13 protein-coding genes are annotated in these 16904 nt (G+C 55.6%); 1 reads left to right on the forward strand and 12 read right to left on the reverse strand.

Annotated elements, in window-relative coordinates:
* The 3 genes from efeO to putP all read right to left on the reverse strand — a co-directional run bounded on the left by efeO (position 1) and on the right by putP (position 3697).
* The gene (gene efeO, locus P6287_RS11540) at positions 1-1116 is read right to left on the reverse strand and encodes an iron uptake system protein EfeO (RefSeq protein ID WP_277973737.1); all 1116 of its coding nucleotides are present in this window, start codon (positions 1114-1116) and stop codon (positions 1-3) included.
* Between the two features lie 54 nt (positions 1117-1170).
* On the reverse strand, positions 1171-2004 hold the full coding sequence (gene efeU, locus P6287_RS11545; protein WP_277973738.1) for an iron uptake transporter permease EfeU: 834 nt from the start codon (positions 2002-2004) through the stop codon (positions 1171-1173).
* A gap of 208 nt (positions 2005-2212) precedes the next feature.
* Positions 2213-3697 carry a sodium/proline symporter PutP gene (gene putP, locus P6287_RS11550; protein ID WP_277973739.1) on the reverse strand — a complete coding sequence of 495 codons (1485 nt, stop codon included), beginning with the start codon at positions 3695-3697 and terminating at the stop codon, positions 2213-2215.
* Positions 3698-4144: 447 nt separating this feature from the next.
* Between putP and putA the strand changes: the two genes are divergently transcribed.
* Positions 4145-8089 (forward strand): trifunctional transcriptional regulator/proline dehydrogenase/L-glutamate gamma-semialdehyde dehydrogenase, encoded by a 3945-nt coding sequence (gene putA / locus P6287_RS11555; protein WP_277973740.1) that lies wholly within the window; start codon positions 4145-4147, stop codon positions 8087-8089.
* A gap of 70 nt (positions 8090-8159) precedes the next feature.
* On the opposite strand, the gene P6287_RS11560 is transcribed toward putA, so the two are convergent.
* The 9 genes from P6287_RS11560 to P6287_RS11600 all read right to left on the reverse strand — a co-directional run bounded on the left by P6287_RS11560 (position 8160) and on the right by P6287_RS11600 (position 16865).
* Positions 8160-9242, reverse strand: coding sequence for an acyltransferase family protein (locus tag P6287_RS11560; RefSeq protein WP_192411610.1), 1083 nt, complete (start codon positions 9240-9242; stop codon positions 8160-8162).
* A 467-nt stretch (positions 9243-9709) separates the two neighbouring features.
* Positions 9710-10798 (reverse strand): acyltransferase family protein, encoded by a 1089-nt coding sequence (locus P6287_RS11565; RefSeq protein ID WP_277973741.1) that lies wholly within the window; start codon positions 10796-10798, stop codon positions 9710-9712.
* 236 nt (positions 10799-11034) lie between these two features.
* Positions 11035-11787, reverse strand: a complete 753-nt coding sequence (gene tcyN, locus P6287_RS11570) for an L-cystine ABC transporter ATP-binding protein TcyN (protein WP_064739083.1) — start codon at positions 11785-11787, stop codon at positions 11035-11037.
* On the reverse strand, positions 11784-12452 hold the full coding sequence (gene tcyL, locus P6287_RS11575; protein ID WP_064739084.1) for a cystine ABC transporter permease: 669 nt from the start codon (positions 12450-12452) through the stop codon (positions 11784-11786). The genes tcyN and tcyL overlap by 4 nt, the downstream gene beginning before the upstream one ends.
* Positions 12452-13252: a cystine ABC transporter substrate-binding protein gene (gene tcyJ / locus P6287_RS11580; protein WP_192411608.1), complete on the reverse strand. Its 801-nt coding sequence runs from the start codon at positions 13250-13252 to the stop codon at positions 12452-12454. The genes tcyL and tcyJ overlap by 1 nt, the downstream gene beginning before the upstream one ends.
* A 105-nt stretch (positions 13253-13357) precedes the next feature.
* A complete protein-coding gene (locus P6287_RS11585; protein WP_192411607.1) occupies positions 13358-14344 on the reverse strand; it encodes a D-cysteine desulfhydrase in 987 nt (328 codons plus the stop codon).
* A gap of 131 nt (positions 14345-14475) precedes the next feature.
* Positions 14476-14979, reverse strand: coding sequence for a flagella biosynthesis regulatory protein FliZ (gene fliZ, locus P6287_RS11590; RefSeq protein WP_007891377.1), 504 nt, complete (start codon positions 14977-14979; stop codon positions 14476-14478).
* 51 nt (positions 14980-15030) lie between these two features.
* Positions 15031-15753 carry an RNA polymerase sigma factor FliA gene (locus P6287_RS11595; RefSeq protein ID WP_007891379.1) on the reverse strand — a complete coding sequence of 241 codons (723 nt, stop codon included), beginning with the start codon at positions 15751-15753 and terminating at the stop codon, positions 15031-15033.
* 143 nt (positions 15754-15896) lie between these two features.
* The gene (locus P6287_RS11600; protein WP_101764045.1) at positions 15897-16865 is read right to left on the reverse strand and encodes an HNH endonuclease signature motif containing protein; all 969 of its coding nucleotides are present in this window, start codon (positions 16863-16865) and stop codon (positions 15897-15899) included.
* Between the last annotated feature and the right edge of the window lie 39 nt (positions 16866-16904).

Raw genomic sequence — 16904 nt, forward strand, 5'->3', positions numbered from 1 at the left:
TCAGTCGAGACCCAAGGTTCCACGCAGCAGTGAGAGATCTTCCGCCAGCGTGGTAATCGGGCCTTTCAGCGCGTTACGGTCAGCGGTAGTCAGTTTTTCGTACGATTCAAAGCCATCTTTGGTGCGATATTTGCTGAGAATGCCGTCGACTTTCCTGAAGTTAGCATCCACTTTCGCCAGCAGCTGCGGGTTGTTTTTCTGCAGCAGCGGACGCAGCAGATCAACGATTTTCTGCGCGCCATCGATGTTGGCCTGGAAGTCGGAGAGATCGGTACGGCTGTAACGATCCTCTTCACCAGAGATCTTGCTGGAGGCCACTTCTTCAATCAGACCGGCTGCGCCGCCAACCACCTTCGCCGGTGGAAACGCCAGTTCGCTGATGCGGTTTTGCAGATCGAGCACATCCTGATTTAGCTTGCTGGCGAACTCTTCGGCACCTTTGGTGGTGTTATCGGCGAACAGGATTTTTTCCAGGCGGTGGAAACCGGTGAATTTCGGATCTTCATTTTTCTTCTCGAAGTCATCTTCACGCGCATCAATGCTGCCATCCAGATCGGAGAACAGCTCAGCAATAGGTTCAATACGCTCGTAATGCACGCGCGTAGGTGCGAATAGCGCTTTGGCTTTCTCAATGTCGCCGGCTTTCACCGCATCGGTAAACGCTTTGGTGCCTGCTACCAGCTCTTTCACTTCATTCATCACGTAGACTTTGTAGTCGGCGATCGGGCCAACCAGCTCCAGCACATCCGGTTTACCGTTTGCCGCTTTCTTCGCATCGCCGCTCACCACCAGCTTGCCTTTCGGGTTGCTGAGCAGGCCGCAGGTCATGTCATATTCGCCCGCTTCCAGATTAGCGGTGAGTTTCTGGCTGAAGCCAGGCGCGATGTTTTCACGCTCTTCCACCACCATCACCCCTTTCAGGATCTCCCACTCCAGCGCTTTCTGGCTGTTGTTTTTGATGATGAACTGGGTTTTACCGGCCTGCACGTTGAGCGACATCGGCTCACATTGTTTGTCCGTCACGGTGACCGTGACTTGCGGGACGGCAGCAGTAGCCGCACCGGAAAGCGCCAGCATAGCAACCAACAGCGCCTTGCGGCGGAAGCGAATCGTCATAGTGATATCCCTGTTACATGGAAGAACAGGCGCGCAATTGCGCCTGATTAAATTTCAGCGTGTGGTACGTGCCGCGTTGACTGCAGGCCGGGCCGGGAAGAAAAACAGCAGCAGCGCCGGGATGAGATAGGCAAGCCACACCGCCACTTCGCTGACGCTTGGCGTTTCCTGGTAACCTAAAATCCCTTCCAAAAGCGTGCCGAACACCGAGTGCGTTGAAAGCGTGTTGCTCATATCAAACGCTTCATCCTGGAAGTGATTCCACAAACCGGCCTCATGGAAGGCGCGAATGGCGCCGGCGGACAACCCCGCTGCGACAAACAGAATGAACAAACTGGTCCAGCGGAAAAAGTGCGCCAGGTTCAGGCGAATGCCGCCGTAATAGAGCAAAAAGCCCAGCGCCACGGCGGTTGCAAGGCCGAGCACCGCGCCGAGCGGCGGCGCATAACCCACATCTTGCGTGAACGCGGCCAGCAGGAAGAACACCGATTCCAGCCCTTCACGCGCCACCGCCAGAAACACCATCAGCACCAGCGGGAAGCCGCTGCTGCCCTGCTTCTGCAACGCCTGATCGACCGATTTTTCCAGCGTGGCTTTGATATTGCGCGAAACTTTGCGCATCCAGAACACCATCGACGTCAGGATCACCACGGCAATCACCGCGACAATGCCTTCGAACAGCTCCTGCTGTTTCTGAGGAAACTCACCGGTAGTTTCATTAATAAAGATGCCCAACGCTAAGCAGAGCGCGGCAGCGATAAATACGCCGGCCCACATGGCGGGAAACCATTGGGTGCGCTGGGTGCGTTTGAGATAGCTGGCAATCAGGCTGACGATGAGCGCTGCTTCCAGACCTTCGCGCAGCATAATGAGAAAGGGAACGAACATCACCAACCTCTTGAATTTTAAGAAGGGTAAACCTTAGGTAAAAAAACGTAAAGTGCGAACGATAGTGATTATCATTACTGAAGAGAGAAATACAAGTCACTGCAGGAAATTAATTTTGTTTTGCGGAAGGGGGAGCGGGTTTGAGAGGGTGCGCACTCCTGCGCACCTGGGGGTTCATCAAACACGTCGCCATCAATGGCGATAGAGGTTACTTGCTCTGGTATTGGGCTTCGGCGGCAGCAAAGCGCTGCTGTGCCGCTTCTGATGGGCCACGACCCAGCAAGCTAAATACCACAATCGCGATACTGGCGAACGCGAAGCCTGGGATGATTTCATACAGCTCGGCGTAGCCATAATCTTTCCACAGCAATACGGTCAGCGCGCCAATCACCATACCGGCCAACGCGCCGTTGCGCGTCATGCGTTTCCAGCACACGCCGAACAGCACCACCGGACCAAAGGCGGCACCGAAACCTGCCCACGCATAGCTCACCAGACCCAACACGCGGTTTTCCGGGTTGGCTGCCAACGCGATAGCAATCAAGGCAATCACCAGCACCATTAAGCGCCCTACCCACACCAGCTCTTTCTGGCTGGCGTTTTTACGCAGGAAGCCTTTATAAAGATCCTCGGTCAGGGCGCTGGAGCAAACTAGCAGCTGGCAGCTTAAGGTCGACATCACCGCGGCGAGAATCGCTGAGAGCAAGATACCGGCAATCCACGGATTGAACAGAATACGCGCCAGTTCGATAAAGATACGCTCGCCGTTCTGGCTTACGCCCGCCGCCTGATCAGGATGGTTCTCGAAGTAGGCGATACCAAAGAAGCCCACCGCCACCGCGCCACCCAGGCACAGGATCATCCAAATCATACCGATACGACGCGCGCTGCGGATGGTGTGATGCGAATCGGCCGCCATAAAGCGCGCCAGAATATGCGGCTGCCCAAAGTAGCCAAGTCCCCAACCGAGCAGCGAAATCACCGCGACAAAGTTCAGCCCTTTCAGCATATCGAGGTTTTCGAGGCTCTTCGCCCTGATCACCGCCAGTGAATCATCCAAGCCGCCGACGGCGACAATCACGATAACTGGCGTGAGAATCAGCGCAAAAATCATCAGGCTGGCCTGCACGGTATCGGTCCAGCTCACCGCAAGGAAACCGCCCACCAGCGTGTAGAGAATGGTGGCAGCGGCACCTGCCCACAGCGCGGTCTGGTAATCCATACCAAAGGTACTTTCAAACAGACGCGCACCGGCAACCACGCCAGACGCACAATAGATAGTGAAGAAGATCAGAATCACCACCGCCGAGATAACGCGCAGCAGTTTGCTGTTATCTTCGAAACGGCTGGAGAAGAAGTCTGGCAGGGTTAACGCATTATCGTGATGCTCGGTCTGTACACGCAGACGGCCCGCCACGATGCGCCAGTTCAGCCAGGCGCCGATGATCAGGCCGATGGCGATCCAACTTTCGGAGATCCCAGACAGGAAAATGGCGCCCGGCAGGCCCATCAATAACCAGCCGCTCATATCGGAAGCACCCGCAGAGAGCGCGGTCACGACGCTCCCTAAACTGCGCCCGCCGAGAATATAGTCATCGAAGCTTTTGGTTGATCGCCAGGCGATGAAACCTATCAGCACCATCCCAAGGATATACACTACAAAGGTCACCAACATCGGTGTACTTACACTCATGAGTCTCTCCACTTATTATTTGATCCATCAAGAGAAATCTTTTTGATCAGCTGTCGGAACGGGACAGCAGCCTGGTTTCACCGCATCCAGAGAAAGCGATTTCTCTTAAGGCGCGGTATCCTGCCGCAAAGGGTCGGCGCGCACAATGCATTTAACACAGCTGTTACACCGGTTTCACCTTCCTTCGCTTTTTTAATGCCAGCAGGTTGCGCCTGCTCACAGTTTGAGTTGCACCTTATCGGGTTCAGGAACCGTCTTGTTGCTGGCGGTTGCAACATTGGCGAGTTTCTTGCAGCAATTTTCATGCCGCATTTATCGATTTAACACTTTCGGCGGTTCAAAGCGTGCAACCGAGGTCACATTTAACTTGGTTGCACAAAGTTGCAACATAGGTGATATTGCTGCCACGCAAGCGTTGAATCACTACTTTTCGAGGACGAGGACATCATGGGAACGACTACCATGGGGGTGAAGCTGGATGAAGCCACCCGCGATCGCATTAAACTGGCGGCGCAGAAGCTTGACCGCACATCACACTGGCTGATCAAGCAGGCCATTTTTAATTATCTGGAGCAGCTGGAAGCCGGTGAATCCGTGCCGGAAATTCCGCAGTTGCTGATTGATGCCGCCGGTGATGAAAGCGTGCCCGACGAGGCGCTGCAGCCTTTCCTCGACTTCGCCGAACATATTTTACCGCAGTCAGTCAGCCGCTCAGCGATCACCGCCGCATGGCGTCGTCCGGAAACGGATGCGGTGCCAATGCTGCTGGAACAAGCGCGTCTCCCTGCCCCGCTGGCCGAGAAAACCCATCAGCTGGCTTACAGCCTTGCCGATAAATTGCGGCACCAGAAAGGTGCAACCGGCCGCGCCGGCATGGTGCAAAGCTTGCTGCAGGAGTTCTCGCTCTCCTCGCAGGAAGGCGTGGCGCTGATGTGTCTGGCGGAAGCGCTGCTGCGTATTCCGGATAAGCCGACGCGTGATGCGTTAATCCGCGACAAAATCAGCAATGGCAACTGGCAATCGCATCTTGGCCGCAGCCCGTCGATGTTTGTTAACGCCGCCACCTGGGGCTTGCTGTTTACCGGCCGTCTGGTCTCTACCCATAACGAAGCTAATCTGTCGCGCTCGCTCAATCGCATCATCGGTAAAAGCGGCGAACCGCTGATCCGTAAAGGCGTGGACATGGCGATGCGCCTGATGGGCGAGCAGTTTGTTACGGGTGAAACCATCGCCGAAGCGCTGGCCAATGCGCGCAAACTGGAAGAGAAAGGGTTCCGTTACTCATACGACATGCTGGGCGAAGCGGCGCTGACCGCCAGCGATGCCAAAGCCTATTTGATTTCCTATCAGCAGGCGATTCACGCCATCGGCAAGGCGTCGAACGGTCGCGGTATTTATGAAGGTCCGGGCATCTCCATCAAACTGTCAGCGCTGCATCCGCGCTACAGCCGCGCGCAGTATGAGCGCGTGATGGACGAACTCTACCCGATCCTTAAATCCCTGACGCTGCTGGCGCGCACGTATGACATCGGTATTAACATCGATGCGGAAGAAGCCGATCGCCTTGAGCTGTCGCTCGATCTGCTGGAAAAACTTTGCTTTGAACCGGAGCTGGAAGGCTGGAACGGCATCGGCTTTGTGATTCAGGCGTATCAGAAGCGCTGTCCGTTCGTGATTGATTCGCTGATTGATTTGGCGCAGCGCAGCCGTCGCCGTCTGATGATTCGCCTGGTGAAAGGCGCGTATTGGGACAGCGAAATCAAACGCGCGCAGATTGAAGGTCTGGAAGGCTATCCGGTCTATACCCGCAAGATGTACACCGACATCTCATATCTGGCATGCGCGCGCAAACTGCTCGCGGTGCCGAACCTGATCTATCCGCAGTTTGCTACCCACAACGCGCACACGCTGGCGGCGATCTACCAGCTGGCGGGCAATAACTATTATCCAGGCCAGTACGAATTCCAGTGCCTGCACGGCATGGGTGAACCGCTGTATGAGCAGGTTGTCGGTAAAGTGGCCGATGGCAAACTGAACCGACCGTGTCGCATTTATGCGCCGGTCGGTACCCACGAAACGCTGCTGGCGTATCTGGTGCGTCGTCTGCTGGAGAACGGTGCCAATACCTCCTTCGTTAACCGCATCGCTGATAACACCTTGCCACTGGATGAGCTGGTCGCCGATCCGGTTGCCGCCGTGGAGAAAATGGGCATTGCGGAAGGCGCGATTGGTTTACCGCATCCGAAAATCCCGCTGCCGCGCGATCTGTATGGCGCCAAACGCGCTAACTCCGCCGGTCTGGATATGGCCAACGAACATCGTCTGGCGTCGCTCTCCAGTGCCCTGCTCAACAGCGCCAGCCAGCCGTGGATTGCCCAGCCGCTGGTAGAAGGTGAATTGGGCGAAGGCGTCAGCCGCCCGGTGCTTAACCCTTCTGCACCAACAGATGTGGTGGGCAGCGTGCGTGAAGCTACCGAAGCCGAAGTCTCGGCTGCACTGGATGCGGCAGTCAATGCCGGTCCAATCTGGTTCGCGACGCCACCGCAGGAGCGTGCCGCGATTCTGGAGCGTGCCGCCGAAGCGATGGAAGGCCAGATGCAGCAGTTGATTGGCCTGCTGGTGCGTGAAGCCGGTAAAACCTACAACAACGCCATCGCCGAGGTGCGTGAAGCGGTTGATTTCCTCTACTACTACGCGGGCATGGTGCGCGACGATTTCGATAACGAAACCCATCGTCCGCTTGGTCCGGTGGTGTGCATTAGCCCGTGGAACTTCCCGCTGGCGATCTTTACCGGACAAGTTGCCGCAGCGCTGGCGGCGGGTAACAGCGTGCTGGCAAAACCGGCGGAGCAAACTCCGCTGATTGCCGCGCAGGCGGTGCACATCCTGCTGGATGCCGGCGTACCGGCTGGCGTGTTGCAACTGCTGCCGGGCCAGGGCGAAACCGTGGGTGCGCAACTGACCGGCGACGAGCGCGTGCGCGGTGTGATGTTCACCGGTTCAACCGCGGTGGCGACATTGCTGCAGCGTAATCTGGCTGGTCGTCTCGATCCTCAGGGTCGTCCGACGCCGCTGATTGCCGAAACCGGCGGCATGAACGCGATGATCGTGGATTCCTCAGCGCTCACCGAACAGGTGGTGGTGGATATCGTGGCTTCGGCCTTTGATAGTGCCGGTCAACGCTGCTCGGCGCTACGTCTGCTGTGCGTGCAGGACGATGTGGCCGATCACACGCTGAAAATGCTGCGTGGTGCGATGGCCGAGTGCCGCATGGGCAACCCGGAACGTCTCTCGACCGACATTGGTCCGGTGATCGATGCCGAAGCGAAAGCCAATATCGAACGTCACATTCAGGCGCTGCGCAACAAGGGCTTCACCGTCTATCAGGCGGCGCAGGAGAATCCACAGGACAGCAAAGAGTGGAACAGCGGCACCTTTATCAAGCCGACGCTGATCGAGCTGGATCAGGTGAGCGATCTGGATAAAGAGGTGTTTGGTCCGGTGCTGCACGTGGTGCGTTTCTCGCGCAATAACTTGCCGCAGCTGGTGGAGCAGATTAACGCGTCGGGTTACGGCCTGACGCTCGGCGTGCATACCCGCATCGATGAAACCATCGCGCAGGTTACGGCGAGCGCTAAAGTCGGCAACCTGTATGTAAACCGCAATATGGTGGGTGCGGTCGTCGGCGTGCAGCCGTTCGGCGGCGAAGGCTTGTCGGGCACCGGTCCAAAAGCCGGTGGTCCGCTCTATCTCTATCGCCTGCTGGCCAACCGTCCAGATGGCGCGCTGCGTATCACCTTTGATCGTCAGGATGCCGAGCGCCCGGTTGACAGCACAGTGCGTGCCGAGCTAATGCGCGCGCATCAGGCATTGCAGCAGTGGGCGCAGGATAAGCCTGAGCTGCTGGCGCTGTGTCAGCGTTACGACGAGCTGGCGCAGGCCGGTACGGTGCGTCTGCTGCCGGGCCCAACCGGCGAGCGCAATACCTTCACCCTGCTGCCGCGCGAACATGTGCTGTGCATCGCCGATAACGCAGAAGACGCGCTGACGCAACTGGCGGCGGTAACCAGCGTCGGCAGTCAGGCCATCTGGCAGGATGATGAGCTGCATCGTGCGCTGCGTACGTCTTTGCCTGCTGCAGTGCAAGCGCACGTCAAGCTGGTGAAGGATGCGCTGGCGGCGGAGTTTGATGCGGTGATTTATCACGGTGATGCCGATCAGCTGCGCAGCCTGTGTGAGCAGGTCGCGGCACGCGATGGCGCGATTGTCTCGGTGCAGGGCTTCGCCCGCGGCGAAACCAATCTGCTGCTGGAGCGTTTGCTCATTGAGCGTTCACTCAGCGTCAATACCGCCGCTGCGGGCGGTAATGCGAGTTTGATGACCATCGGTTAAAACGCGCAATAAAGTGCGCCGCTACAGTCAGTGCATGACTTCGTAGCGGCGCGATTCATCGCGTGAATTTTCAGGCCGCAGACTTATTCCGTTTCAATCCGATCAACGTTGGAAACACAAACAGCGACTGCCCCAATCCACGATTAGTAACCTGCCACACCGCCACCGAACACAGCGAACAGATCCCAACAATCGCCAGCGGATAGAAGCAGGCCCACAGAATGGAGAACCACGCTTGCTCAAACAGGTGATGGCGCTGGGCAAACAGAATCGCCGACATGCCGAAGAACTCAATGAAGATGCGGTGAATCACGTAAATTTGCAGCGTGTTGCGCCCGACCCAGTTCAAATAACTCATCTTGAAACGCGCGTTCAGCCAGCGACAGGCCGCCACGCTGCCCAGCACCGCGAGGATGCACAGGAACAGGCTCTTATCCAGACCAAAGATGATATGCAGGCCCGAGATCGCCGCCAATATCGCCCAGGGCACAATGTTGTCGCGACGCCATTCACTGAGACGCAGCATCATCGGGCTCCAGAACGCCCCCAGCAGGAAGAACAGGAAATACTGCGCCACGCTTTGTGGTCCCCAGTACGGAATAATTTTCTCCACCGCCAGATAGTTGAGCGCAATCGCCACCACCAGCAACGCCACTTTCTGCTGTTTAAAGATCTTGGCGCACAGGAAATAGAGCGCTAAGCCGTAGAGATACCACGAGGTGCTCATGGCGAGGAAAGTGAGCTTTAAGAACTCCAGCAGCGAACCGGCATACGCTGCATTAAGGTTCTGCGAAATACGCTGCCCGGTTATCTCGGTTGAGATGCCAACAATCGACCACCACTGAATAAAGCCCCACAAAATATAGAGATAAAACAGGTTGGTGATGCGGCTGGTAAACACCTGTTTCCACGGCCGATTTAAAATACCGTTAGTGGCTAATAAGCCCGAAACAAAGAAAAACGCCGGCATACGCAGCGGCGACAATACGGTATTAAACTGCACCCATATTTCTGCCGGGATCCAACCTGCCGTCAATAATTTCACCGTGCCTTCGAATCCAGGTAATACGGTGTGATACAACACCACCAGTAATATGCAGGCTCCCTTGAGGGTATTTATCCATGCGATATCTTCTTTCCTGGCGTTATTCATATGATGACTCCCGCTGCTGTTGCTGTGTAGGTCTTAAAGAAGAAGGATGAGGAAATAAGCGTTGTAGCATTTATGATTATTAAACGATTATTCAACAGGCAGGGCGGGCATGATGTAGCGAAAGTCCTAAATGTTTTTTTGTGGTCCTGATATAACAATACTTTACACATCCAGACAAAAATAGAACCCTGAGCAGGCTAAGGAAATTTGTCTTAATTTGAGTCACTAAAAGAGGATTAAGTAAAATAAGTGTGATCGGTGTCGCGCAGGTAAATTAAGAACAATCCCCCCTTTCTTATGCCAGATTAAATTCAAATTCTAAATGTAGATTTATTTAATGTGGCAAATGGATAAGCAGCGATATTAGCGTTGTGCTAAGCGATTTATTACCGCGCATTCCGTAGCGGCGTGATTTATCGCGCAATGAATTGCGCCGCTACGGAATGTGCGGCGCGTGATCAACAAAGTTATTGCAGCGGTGCGCTTTTGCTTTCGAGCGCAGGTTTGCTCAGCAGGCGCGGATAGAGAAACAGCATGCGGCCCGGACCACGGTTGAGCAGCGTCCACACCAACAACGAAATACTGGTACACAACGCAACGCCGATAATTGGCATCAGTAGCGCCCATGCCCAGCTAAAGACGGTATGGTCAAACCAACCATAATGCACCGCCAGCACAATCGCACTCAGCCCCAGCAGCTCAATAAAGATACGGTGCAGCACGTAGATTTGCAGCGTGTTACGGCCAATCCAGTTAAGCCACGCCATATTGAAATGTTCATTGAGCAAGCGGCACAGCACAATGCCAAACACGATGGTCAGCAAGCTGTAGAACGGATTCTTATAGATGCCGCCGACATGGTGCAGTAGGCCAATCAGCGCAATGCCGCCCAGCATCAACCAGTGCTGACGCTTCAGTTCGCTCAACTCGATCAACGCCTGGCTGAAGAACACGCCGAGCAGGAAATAGAGATAGTTCTGCGCCACGCTGGCGGGTCCCCAGCCGGGAATCAGGCTAAACTGCGCGGCGTAAGTCGCGACAATCGCCAGCGCCATCAAGGCCATCTTCTGTTTGTGGAACAGCTTGGTGAACAGGAAGAATCCGGCCAGCGCGTAGAGATACCACAGGCTCGTCATCGAGGTCATCAGCAGCTTAACGAACTCAAACGGCGTGTCGGCATAGGCGGCGTTTTTAGTGCTGGAGAGCCGCTCCCCGAGGTGGGTGGAGATGTAGTGAATGCTCAGCCACTGAATGACGCCCCACAGCAGGTAGAGATAGACGATGTTGCTGAACTTCTTGGTGAACACCTCTTTCCAGCTCTTTTTGGTGATTGAACTGGCAGCCAGCAAACCGGATACAAAAAAGAAGGCCGGCATGCGCAGCGGCGACAGATAGGTGTTAAACGCCACCCACCAGTGCGCTGGCATCAGCCCAGCCGTGAGATGATGCAGCGAAGGCGCGAACGTGGTGATGATGGAGTGGTGTAATACCACCATCAAAATGCAGCCCCCTTTGAGCGTGTTGATCCACAGGACCTCTTTCCTGGCAGTTGTCATTGCTATGTCCTAATTGCGCCATGAATTTGTAAAGAATTATTTATATTTACAAAGATGTCTCAATCGGGACTTTCCTAATAAGAAATCACCCTAAGTCGCGTAGGATACTGCTGAAATTTAAACGTTAAAATTCATGAAGTTATTAAAGTTAGATAAATTAACTTTAGGAAAATACTGAGAAGAAAAATACCGGGAGAGATAAGAAAAGCGTCGCCCTTATCAGGCGACGCTGGGGATTATTGGTTAAGAAACTTGTCGAGAAATTGCCGGGTACGCGCCTGCTGCGGATTGCTGAACAGCGCTTTTGCTGCGCCCTGCTCCACGATGCGTCCCTGATCCATAAAGATGGCGCGATCCGCGACGTCGCGCGCAAAGCTCATCTCATGGGTGACGATCACCATGGTGCGTTTCTCCTGCGCCAGCGCGCGAATGGTGTTGAGCACCTCGCCCACCAGCTCAGGATCAAGCGCCGAGGTCGGCTCATCAAACAGAATCACTTCCGGACGCATCGCCAGCGCGCGAGCAATCGCCACACGCTGTTGCTGTCCGCCGGAGAGACGACGTGGAAAACTCTCTTCCTTGCCGTGCAATCCCACTTTCTCCAGCAAACTGCGCGCACGTGCGATGGCTTCCGCCTTCGGCTCGCCCTTCACGATCACCGGCCCTTCAATGATGTTCTCCAGCACCGAGCGGTGCGGGAACAGATTGAAGTTCTGGAACACAAAGCCAACCTGCTGACGCAACTGGCGCACCAGCTGCTTCTGCTTATTGAGGCCGAGCGCCGCATCAATGGCAATATCGCCAACTTTAATACGTCCGCTTTCCGGCACTTCCAGCAAATTGATACTGCGCAGCAGCGTAGTTTTACCGGAGCCGCTTGGCCCGATAATGGCCACCACTTCGCCTGGTGCCACGTCGAGATCGATGCCGTGCAGCACCGTCTGGCCGTGAAACTGCTTCACCAGCTGACGGACTTCAATTGCACTCATTTGCCCTCCCGATCCTGTCGATTCACATGCGCTTCCAGGCGATTTTGCAACGCCGACAGCACGGTCGCCATCACCCAGTAAATCAGCGAGGCCGCCAGATACATGGTGAACACTTCCAGCGTACGTGAGGTGATCAGCTGCGCCTGACGGAACAGCTCCGGCACCTGAATGGTGGCGGCCAGCGAGGTATCTTTCACCAGGCTGATAAAGCTGTTGCCCAGCGGCGGCAGCGCGGTGCGCGCGGCCTGCGGCAGGATCACGCGACGCAGCGTCTGCCACGGCGTCATGCCGATGCTGGCAGCGGCTTCCCACTGCCCGCGCTCAATCGCGGCAATCGCACCACGCAGCGATTCAGAGGCGTAAGCGGCGGTATTCAGCGACAGACCTATCATCGCCGAGGGAATCGGATCCAGCTCGATACCAAACTGCGGCAGACCGTAATAGATCATAAACAGTTGGGCGATGAGCGGCGTGCCACGGAAAATCGACACGTAGATGCGTGCCAGCCAGTTGATCGGCCAGAAGTGTGACAGGCGCATCAGCGCCAGCACGAAGCCGAGTATCAGGCCGAAGAACATCCCGCCGATACTCAGCTGCAGCGTGAACAGCGCGCCTTTTAGTAAAAATGGTGCTGAATCCAGCACCAGTTGTAAGCTTTCCTGCATTATTTAGTGACGTCCGCGCCGAACCATTTTTCAGACAGTTTGCTCAGCGAGCCATCTTTCTGCATGTCCGCGATGGCGGAGTCGATCGCTTTCAGCAGATCGTCGTTGCCTTTACGCAGCGCCACGCCCGATTCCAGACGGGAGAAGGCCGGGCCCGCTACCGCCATGGTGTCGCCGGTTTTCTTCACCAGATCCAGCGCCGCCAGGCGATCAACCAGAATGGCGTCTAAACGGCCTGAACGCAGATCCTGATACTTGGTTGGGTCATCATCATAGGTACGCACATCGGCTTTCGGCACGTTATCCTTCAGCCACTGCTCGTAGTTGGAGCCGAGACCGACGCCGACTTTCTTGCCGGCCAGATCGTCTGGCTTGGTGACGGTCGCTGCGTTTTTCTTCAGCGTCAGCGCCTGCACGCCAGAAATGGTGTACGGCGTAGAGAAGTCATACTTTTTCTTGCGCTCAGGGGAAATGGTGACCTGATTGATCACTACGTCGATGCGTTTGGAATCCAGCGACGCCAGCATGCCGTCCCATTTGGTCGGACGCAGATCGGCTTTCACGCCAAGGTGTTGAGCCAGCGCCTGCGCGAACTCCACTTCGAAGCCGGTCAACTGGCCTTTTTCATCCTGGAAGCTGAACGGCGGATAAGTGCCTTCCAGACCGACGCGCAGCTCGCCTTTACTCTTTACTTTTACCAGCAAATCTTCAGCGGCAAAGGATTTAACGTTAACGCCCGCGACCAGCGCGACCGCCATCATGCCCATCACCATTTGGCGACGAATTGGAGAGAAAGTCATGTTTACCCCATTTATTGTGATGTGTTGTTGTGTGCTTAGTCAGGCCGCCATCGACGGCGACCGTTTGAATAACCGCTGGATTATAAACCGTTTTTACGTTCTGTCTCAGACCGAAGGGTGATAAGCAAATAACGCCGGCGATCCCCCGGTATGCACGAACAGCAATGGACCTTCACGACGGAAGCGATTTTGCGCAATACCATCGATTAATCCCGCCATCGCTTTACCGGTGTAGACCGGATCGAGCATGATGCCTTCCAGGCGCGCCAGCAGTTTCACCGCCGCCATGCCCTCATCGTTTGGCTCGCCGTAACGCGGCGCGAAGTAATCATCCCACAAGGTGATCGGCGCTTTGGACTGCACTTCCAGCTGCTCAGCCAGCGCGCTGCGAATGCGCTCCACCACCGGCAACTGCGCCTCAACTTTGCGCGACACGGTGACGCCGACCAATTCGGTTTCGGGCAGCAGCTGTTCCAGACCCACCGCCAGGCCCGCGTGCGTGCCGGCGCTGCCGGAAGCGACCACCACCGCGGCAAAATCCACCACGCCTTCGCTTTGATGCGCAATCTCCTGCGCACACTCAACGTAGCCGAGCGCACCGAGCGCGTTGGAACCGCCAACCGGCACAATATACGGACGAAATCCCTGCGCTTCGAGGTGTTCGGCCTGAGCGGCCAGCTGTTCAGTAGGATTGTGCAGCGCATCAACCATGACGATTTCCACATCCATCAAATCGAGCATGAGGCGATTGCCGTTGCTGAGGTAGTTTTCTGACGCGGTGCCAATCGGGTTTTCCAGCAGCGCCACGCACTTCAGGCCGAGCTTCGCCGCTACCGCTGCGGTTTGACGCACATGGTTAGATTGAATAGCGCCCGCCGTCAGCAGCACATCCGCGCCTTCGCGCAGCGCATCCGCAGCCAGGAATTCGAGTTTACGCAGTTTATTACCGCCGAGGGCAACCGGCGTGAAGTCATCGCGCTTAATAAAGATATCGCGACCCAGATAGTCAGAAAGCCGGGGCAAATGCTCAAGCGGCGTAGGTGCACCGAGTAATTCAAGACGGGGAAACTGGTGCAGAAGATGTAAGGACAATGCAGCCTCCATTCGGGCAATGTGCAGTTATCCATACAGTGTTGCAGAAGATGAGAAAAGTCGCACCCGGAATTCACCGCGTGCTGCCCTTGTTGCTGTCATGCTCGACAACAACAAGGGTGGGATCACCCTCAGCCCTGCTGCCAGCCTAAAAACTGGTCATATTTTCGCAGTGCGATGCGGTAATTGTTATTGCCCGCATCAGGCAGATCGTTCTCCAGACATTCATGCCAGCTATTGCCCCGTAAACGATCGGCCGGGAAATTTTTCGCCTTCAGCATGTCATCAAGCCGACGCAAACGTACCACGTACTCACGTATGGTACTGTGGCTCATCTCGGTCTGCTCAAACAGGTATTGCTTAAACGCCATAATGTCGAAGTAATTCGGATGGGTATTACAAAATATATCGCTGCAGAAACGACACAAGGCGGTCAATTCTGGCTGGAGTTTCATCCACACCTGATCGTCAATCATTTGGTCCATGCGTGCGATGGCCTCTTTATTGATGATCTGGCCGCGAAAGACTAACGCCATACGATCTAAAACTTTGCCACAGTGTGAACAATTGCTTTGGCTGTGCTTATAGTCTTTAAGATAGCGACTTAACGGTCTGGCTTTAACTTTGGCTCCCATTGCTGAGTCCCCGGTTTTATTGTTTTTTTCGATCGCCAGGAACTGAGACTGTTAGCGCGCCCCCGATAATCGGGCACGCAGGCGTTTGATCGCCTGACTGTGCAGTTGACTGACGCGGGATTCCCCCACTTCCAGCACCGCGCCAATCTCCTTCAGGTTCAGTTCTTCCTGGTAGTACAGTGTGAGCACGAGTTTTTCACGTTCAGGCAAGGCCTCAATCGCTTCAATCACGCGGTCACGTAGGTTTCCTTCCAACAACTGATGAAGCGGGTTGGCTTCCTCATGCCCCTCCGTCACCAGCTCCGCACTGTCGCCGTGTTCTTCCCGATACTCGTCGTAGGAGAAGAGTTGGCTGTTGTTGGTATCGAGCAGAATCTGCCGATACTCCTCCAGCGAAACATTCAGTCGCTCAGCCACTTCCTGCTCAGTAGCCGAGCGCCCCAACGCTTGTTCTACCTGATGCATGGCACCTGCCACTTCGCGCGCATTTCTGCGTACGCTGCGTGGTGCCCAGTCGCGACTGCGCAGCTCATCCAGCATTGCTCCCCGGATACGCTGCACGGCGTAGGTAGTAAAGGCGGTGCCCTGTAGCGCATCGTAGCGCTCCACGGCATTTAATAAGCCAATGCCACCGGCCTGCAGCAGATCGTCAAGCTCAACGCTGGCTGGCAAACGAACCTGCAGGCGCAGCGCTTCATGCCGCACCAGAGGAACGTAGCGCTGCCAGAGCGAATGTTTATCCATCACGCCATCGGCGGTATAGAGATCGTTCACGTTGACTACCCTGCGTTAGTAAAGTTATCGGCATGATTATCCAATTCTGTAGGGGTTTTGATTGGCAGAATAGGCGGGCAAAAGCGAGGTTATTTCAAATTTGTTATGGATGGCGGTGGATCGCACCGCCATCCGCGCGGGCGTTAGCGCAAATTACGCAGTCTTTCCCGCGTGCCAGGCGGCACCGCGTCCCATAATGCGCAAACTTTGCCCTCAAGTGCCTGATAAAAAGGGGTAATCAACGCTTCAGTTTCCAGCGCAGGATTAAACAGCACCTGACCGGTTTCCGCGTTGATGCTTATCATTTTGTTGATAAACAGCCGCTGCAGGTCGCTGCGCAGGAATAAGCCGTTATCGGCGCTGTTATCCGCCAGAAAGCCCTCTTCGTTCTCTTGCGTGTCGATGTAGCACGCTTCCACCCACGGCCAGCTGTGACGTTCGGTTAGCTGCGTGCCGGTGATAATGCAGGCGCCGTAGCGCGCTTTTACCGCCGAGGTAAACTCCGCCTGGCTGGAGCGCTGCAGCACTTTGGCTTTCACGCGGCGTCCGACTTCGGTGCCGGGCATCACGCCGCTCGGCACTTTGTATTGCGGCGTGCTCAACACCACCAGAAACTGGATTTTGCGCGACAGCGGGAAGCACGGATGCGCCTGCGCATCGAACAGCTGCCAATACTCATCCTCTTCGGTCTGCCGCATCAGCACCAGCTTAAAGCCCCGGCTGTTGAGCAGATTCTGTGCCGCTGCCGAATTGGGATCGAGCATGGCAAACACCTGGGTTTCGCCGACCACTTTCCAGCGCCCTTCTTTGCGCGCTTCGTCGTTGCGCCGGAAGTAGAGAAACGCCTGCTGGTTTTTCAGGTAATGCTCAAAGCGACGCAGATAGTTTTTGCGCTCGTTGTCGTCCGAGACAAACAGCAGATCCTCGATCGGGCTGTTGATCTCCTCCTGCGCGAACAGCGCGCGGATCACCAAATTGCGAAAGCTGGTCGACGGGCTCAGCAACCCGCGTGCGGTAAGCTCTTTCTCGTCGGGATGCTGCTGCGTGTAGCGCAGGGCAATCTCTTCGAAGGTCAGTAGCTCACCCGGTAACAAGTCATAATTGAAGCGCATAGACACCCCAGAAACGGAAAAATGTGGTTCAAAAATTGG

It is taken from the genome of Pantoea sp. X85 (assembly GCF_029623675.1).
Taxonomy (GTDB): domain Bacteria; phylum Pseudomonadota; class Gammaproteobacteria; order Enterobacterales; family Enterobacteriaceae; genus Pantoea; species Pantoea leporis.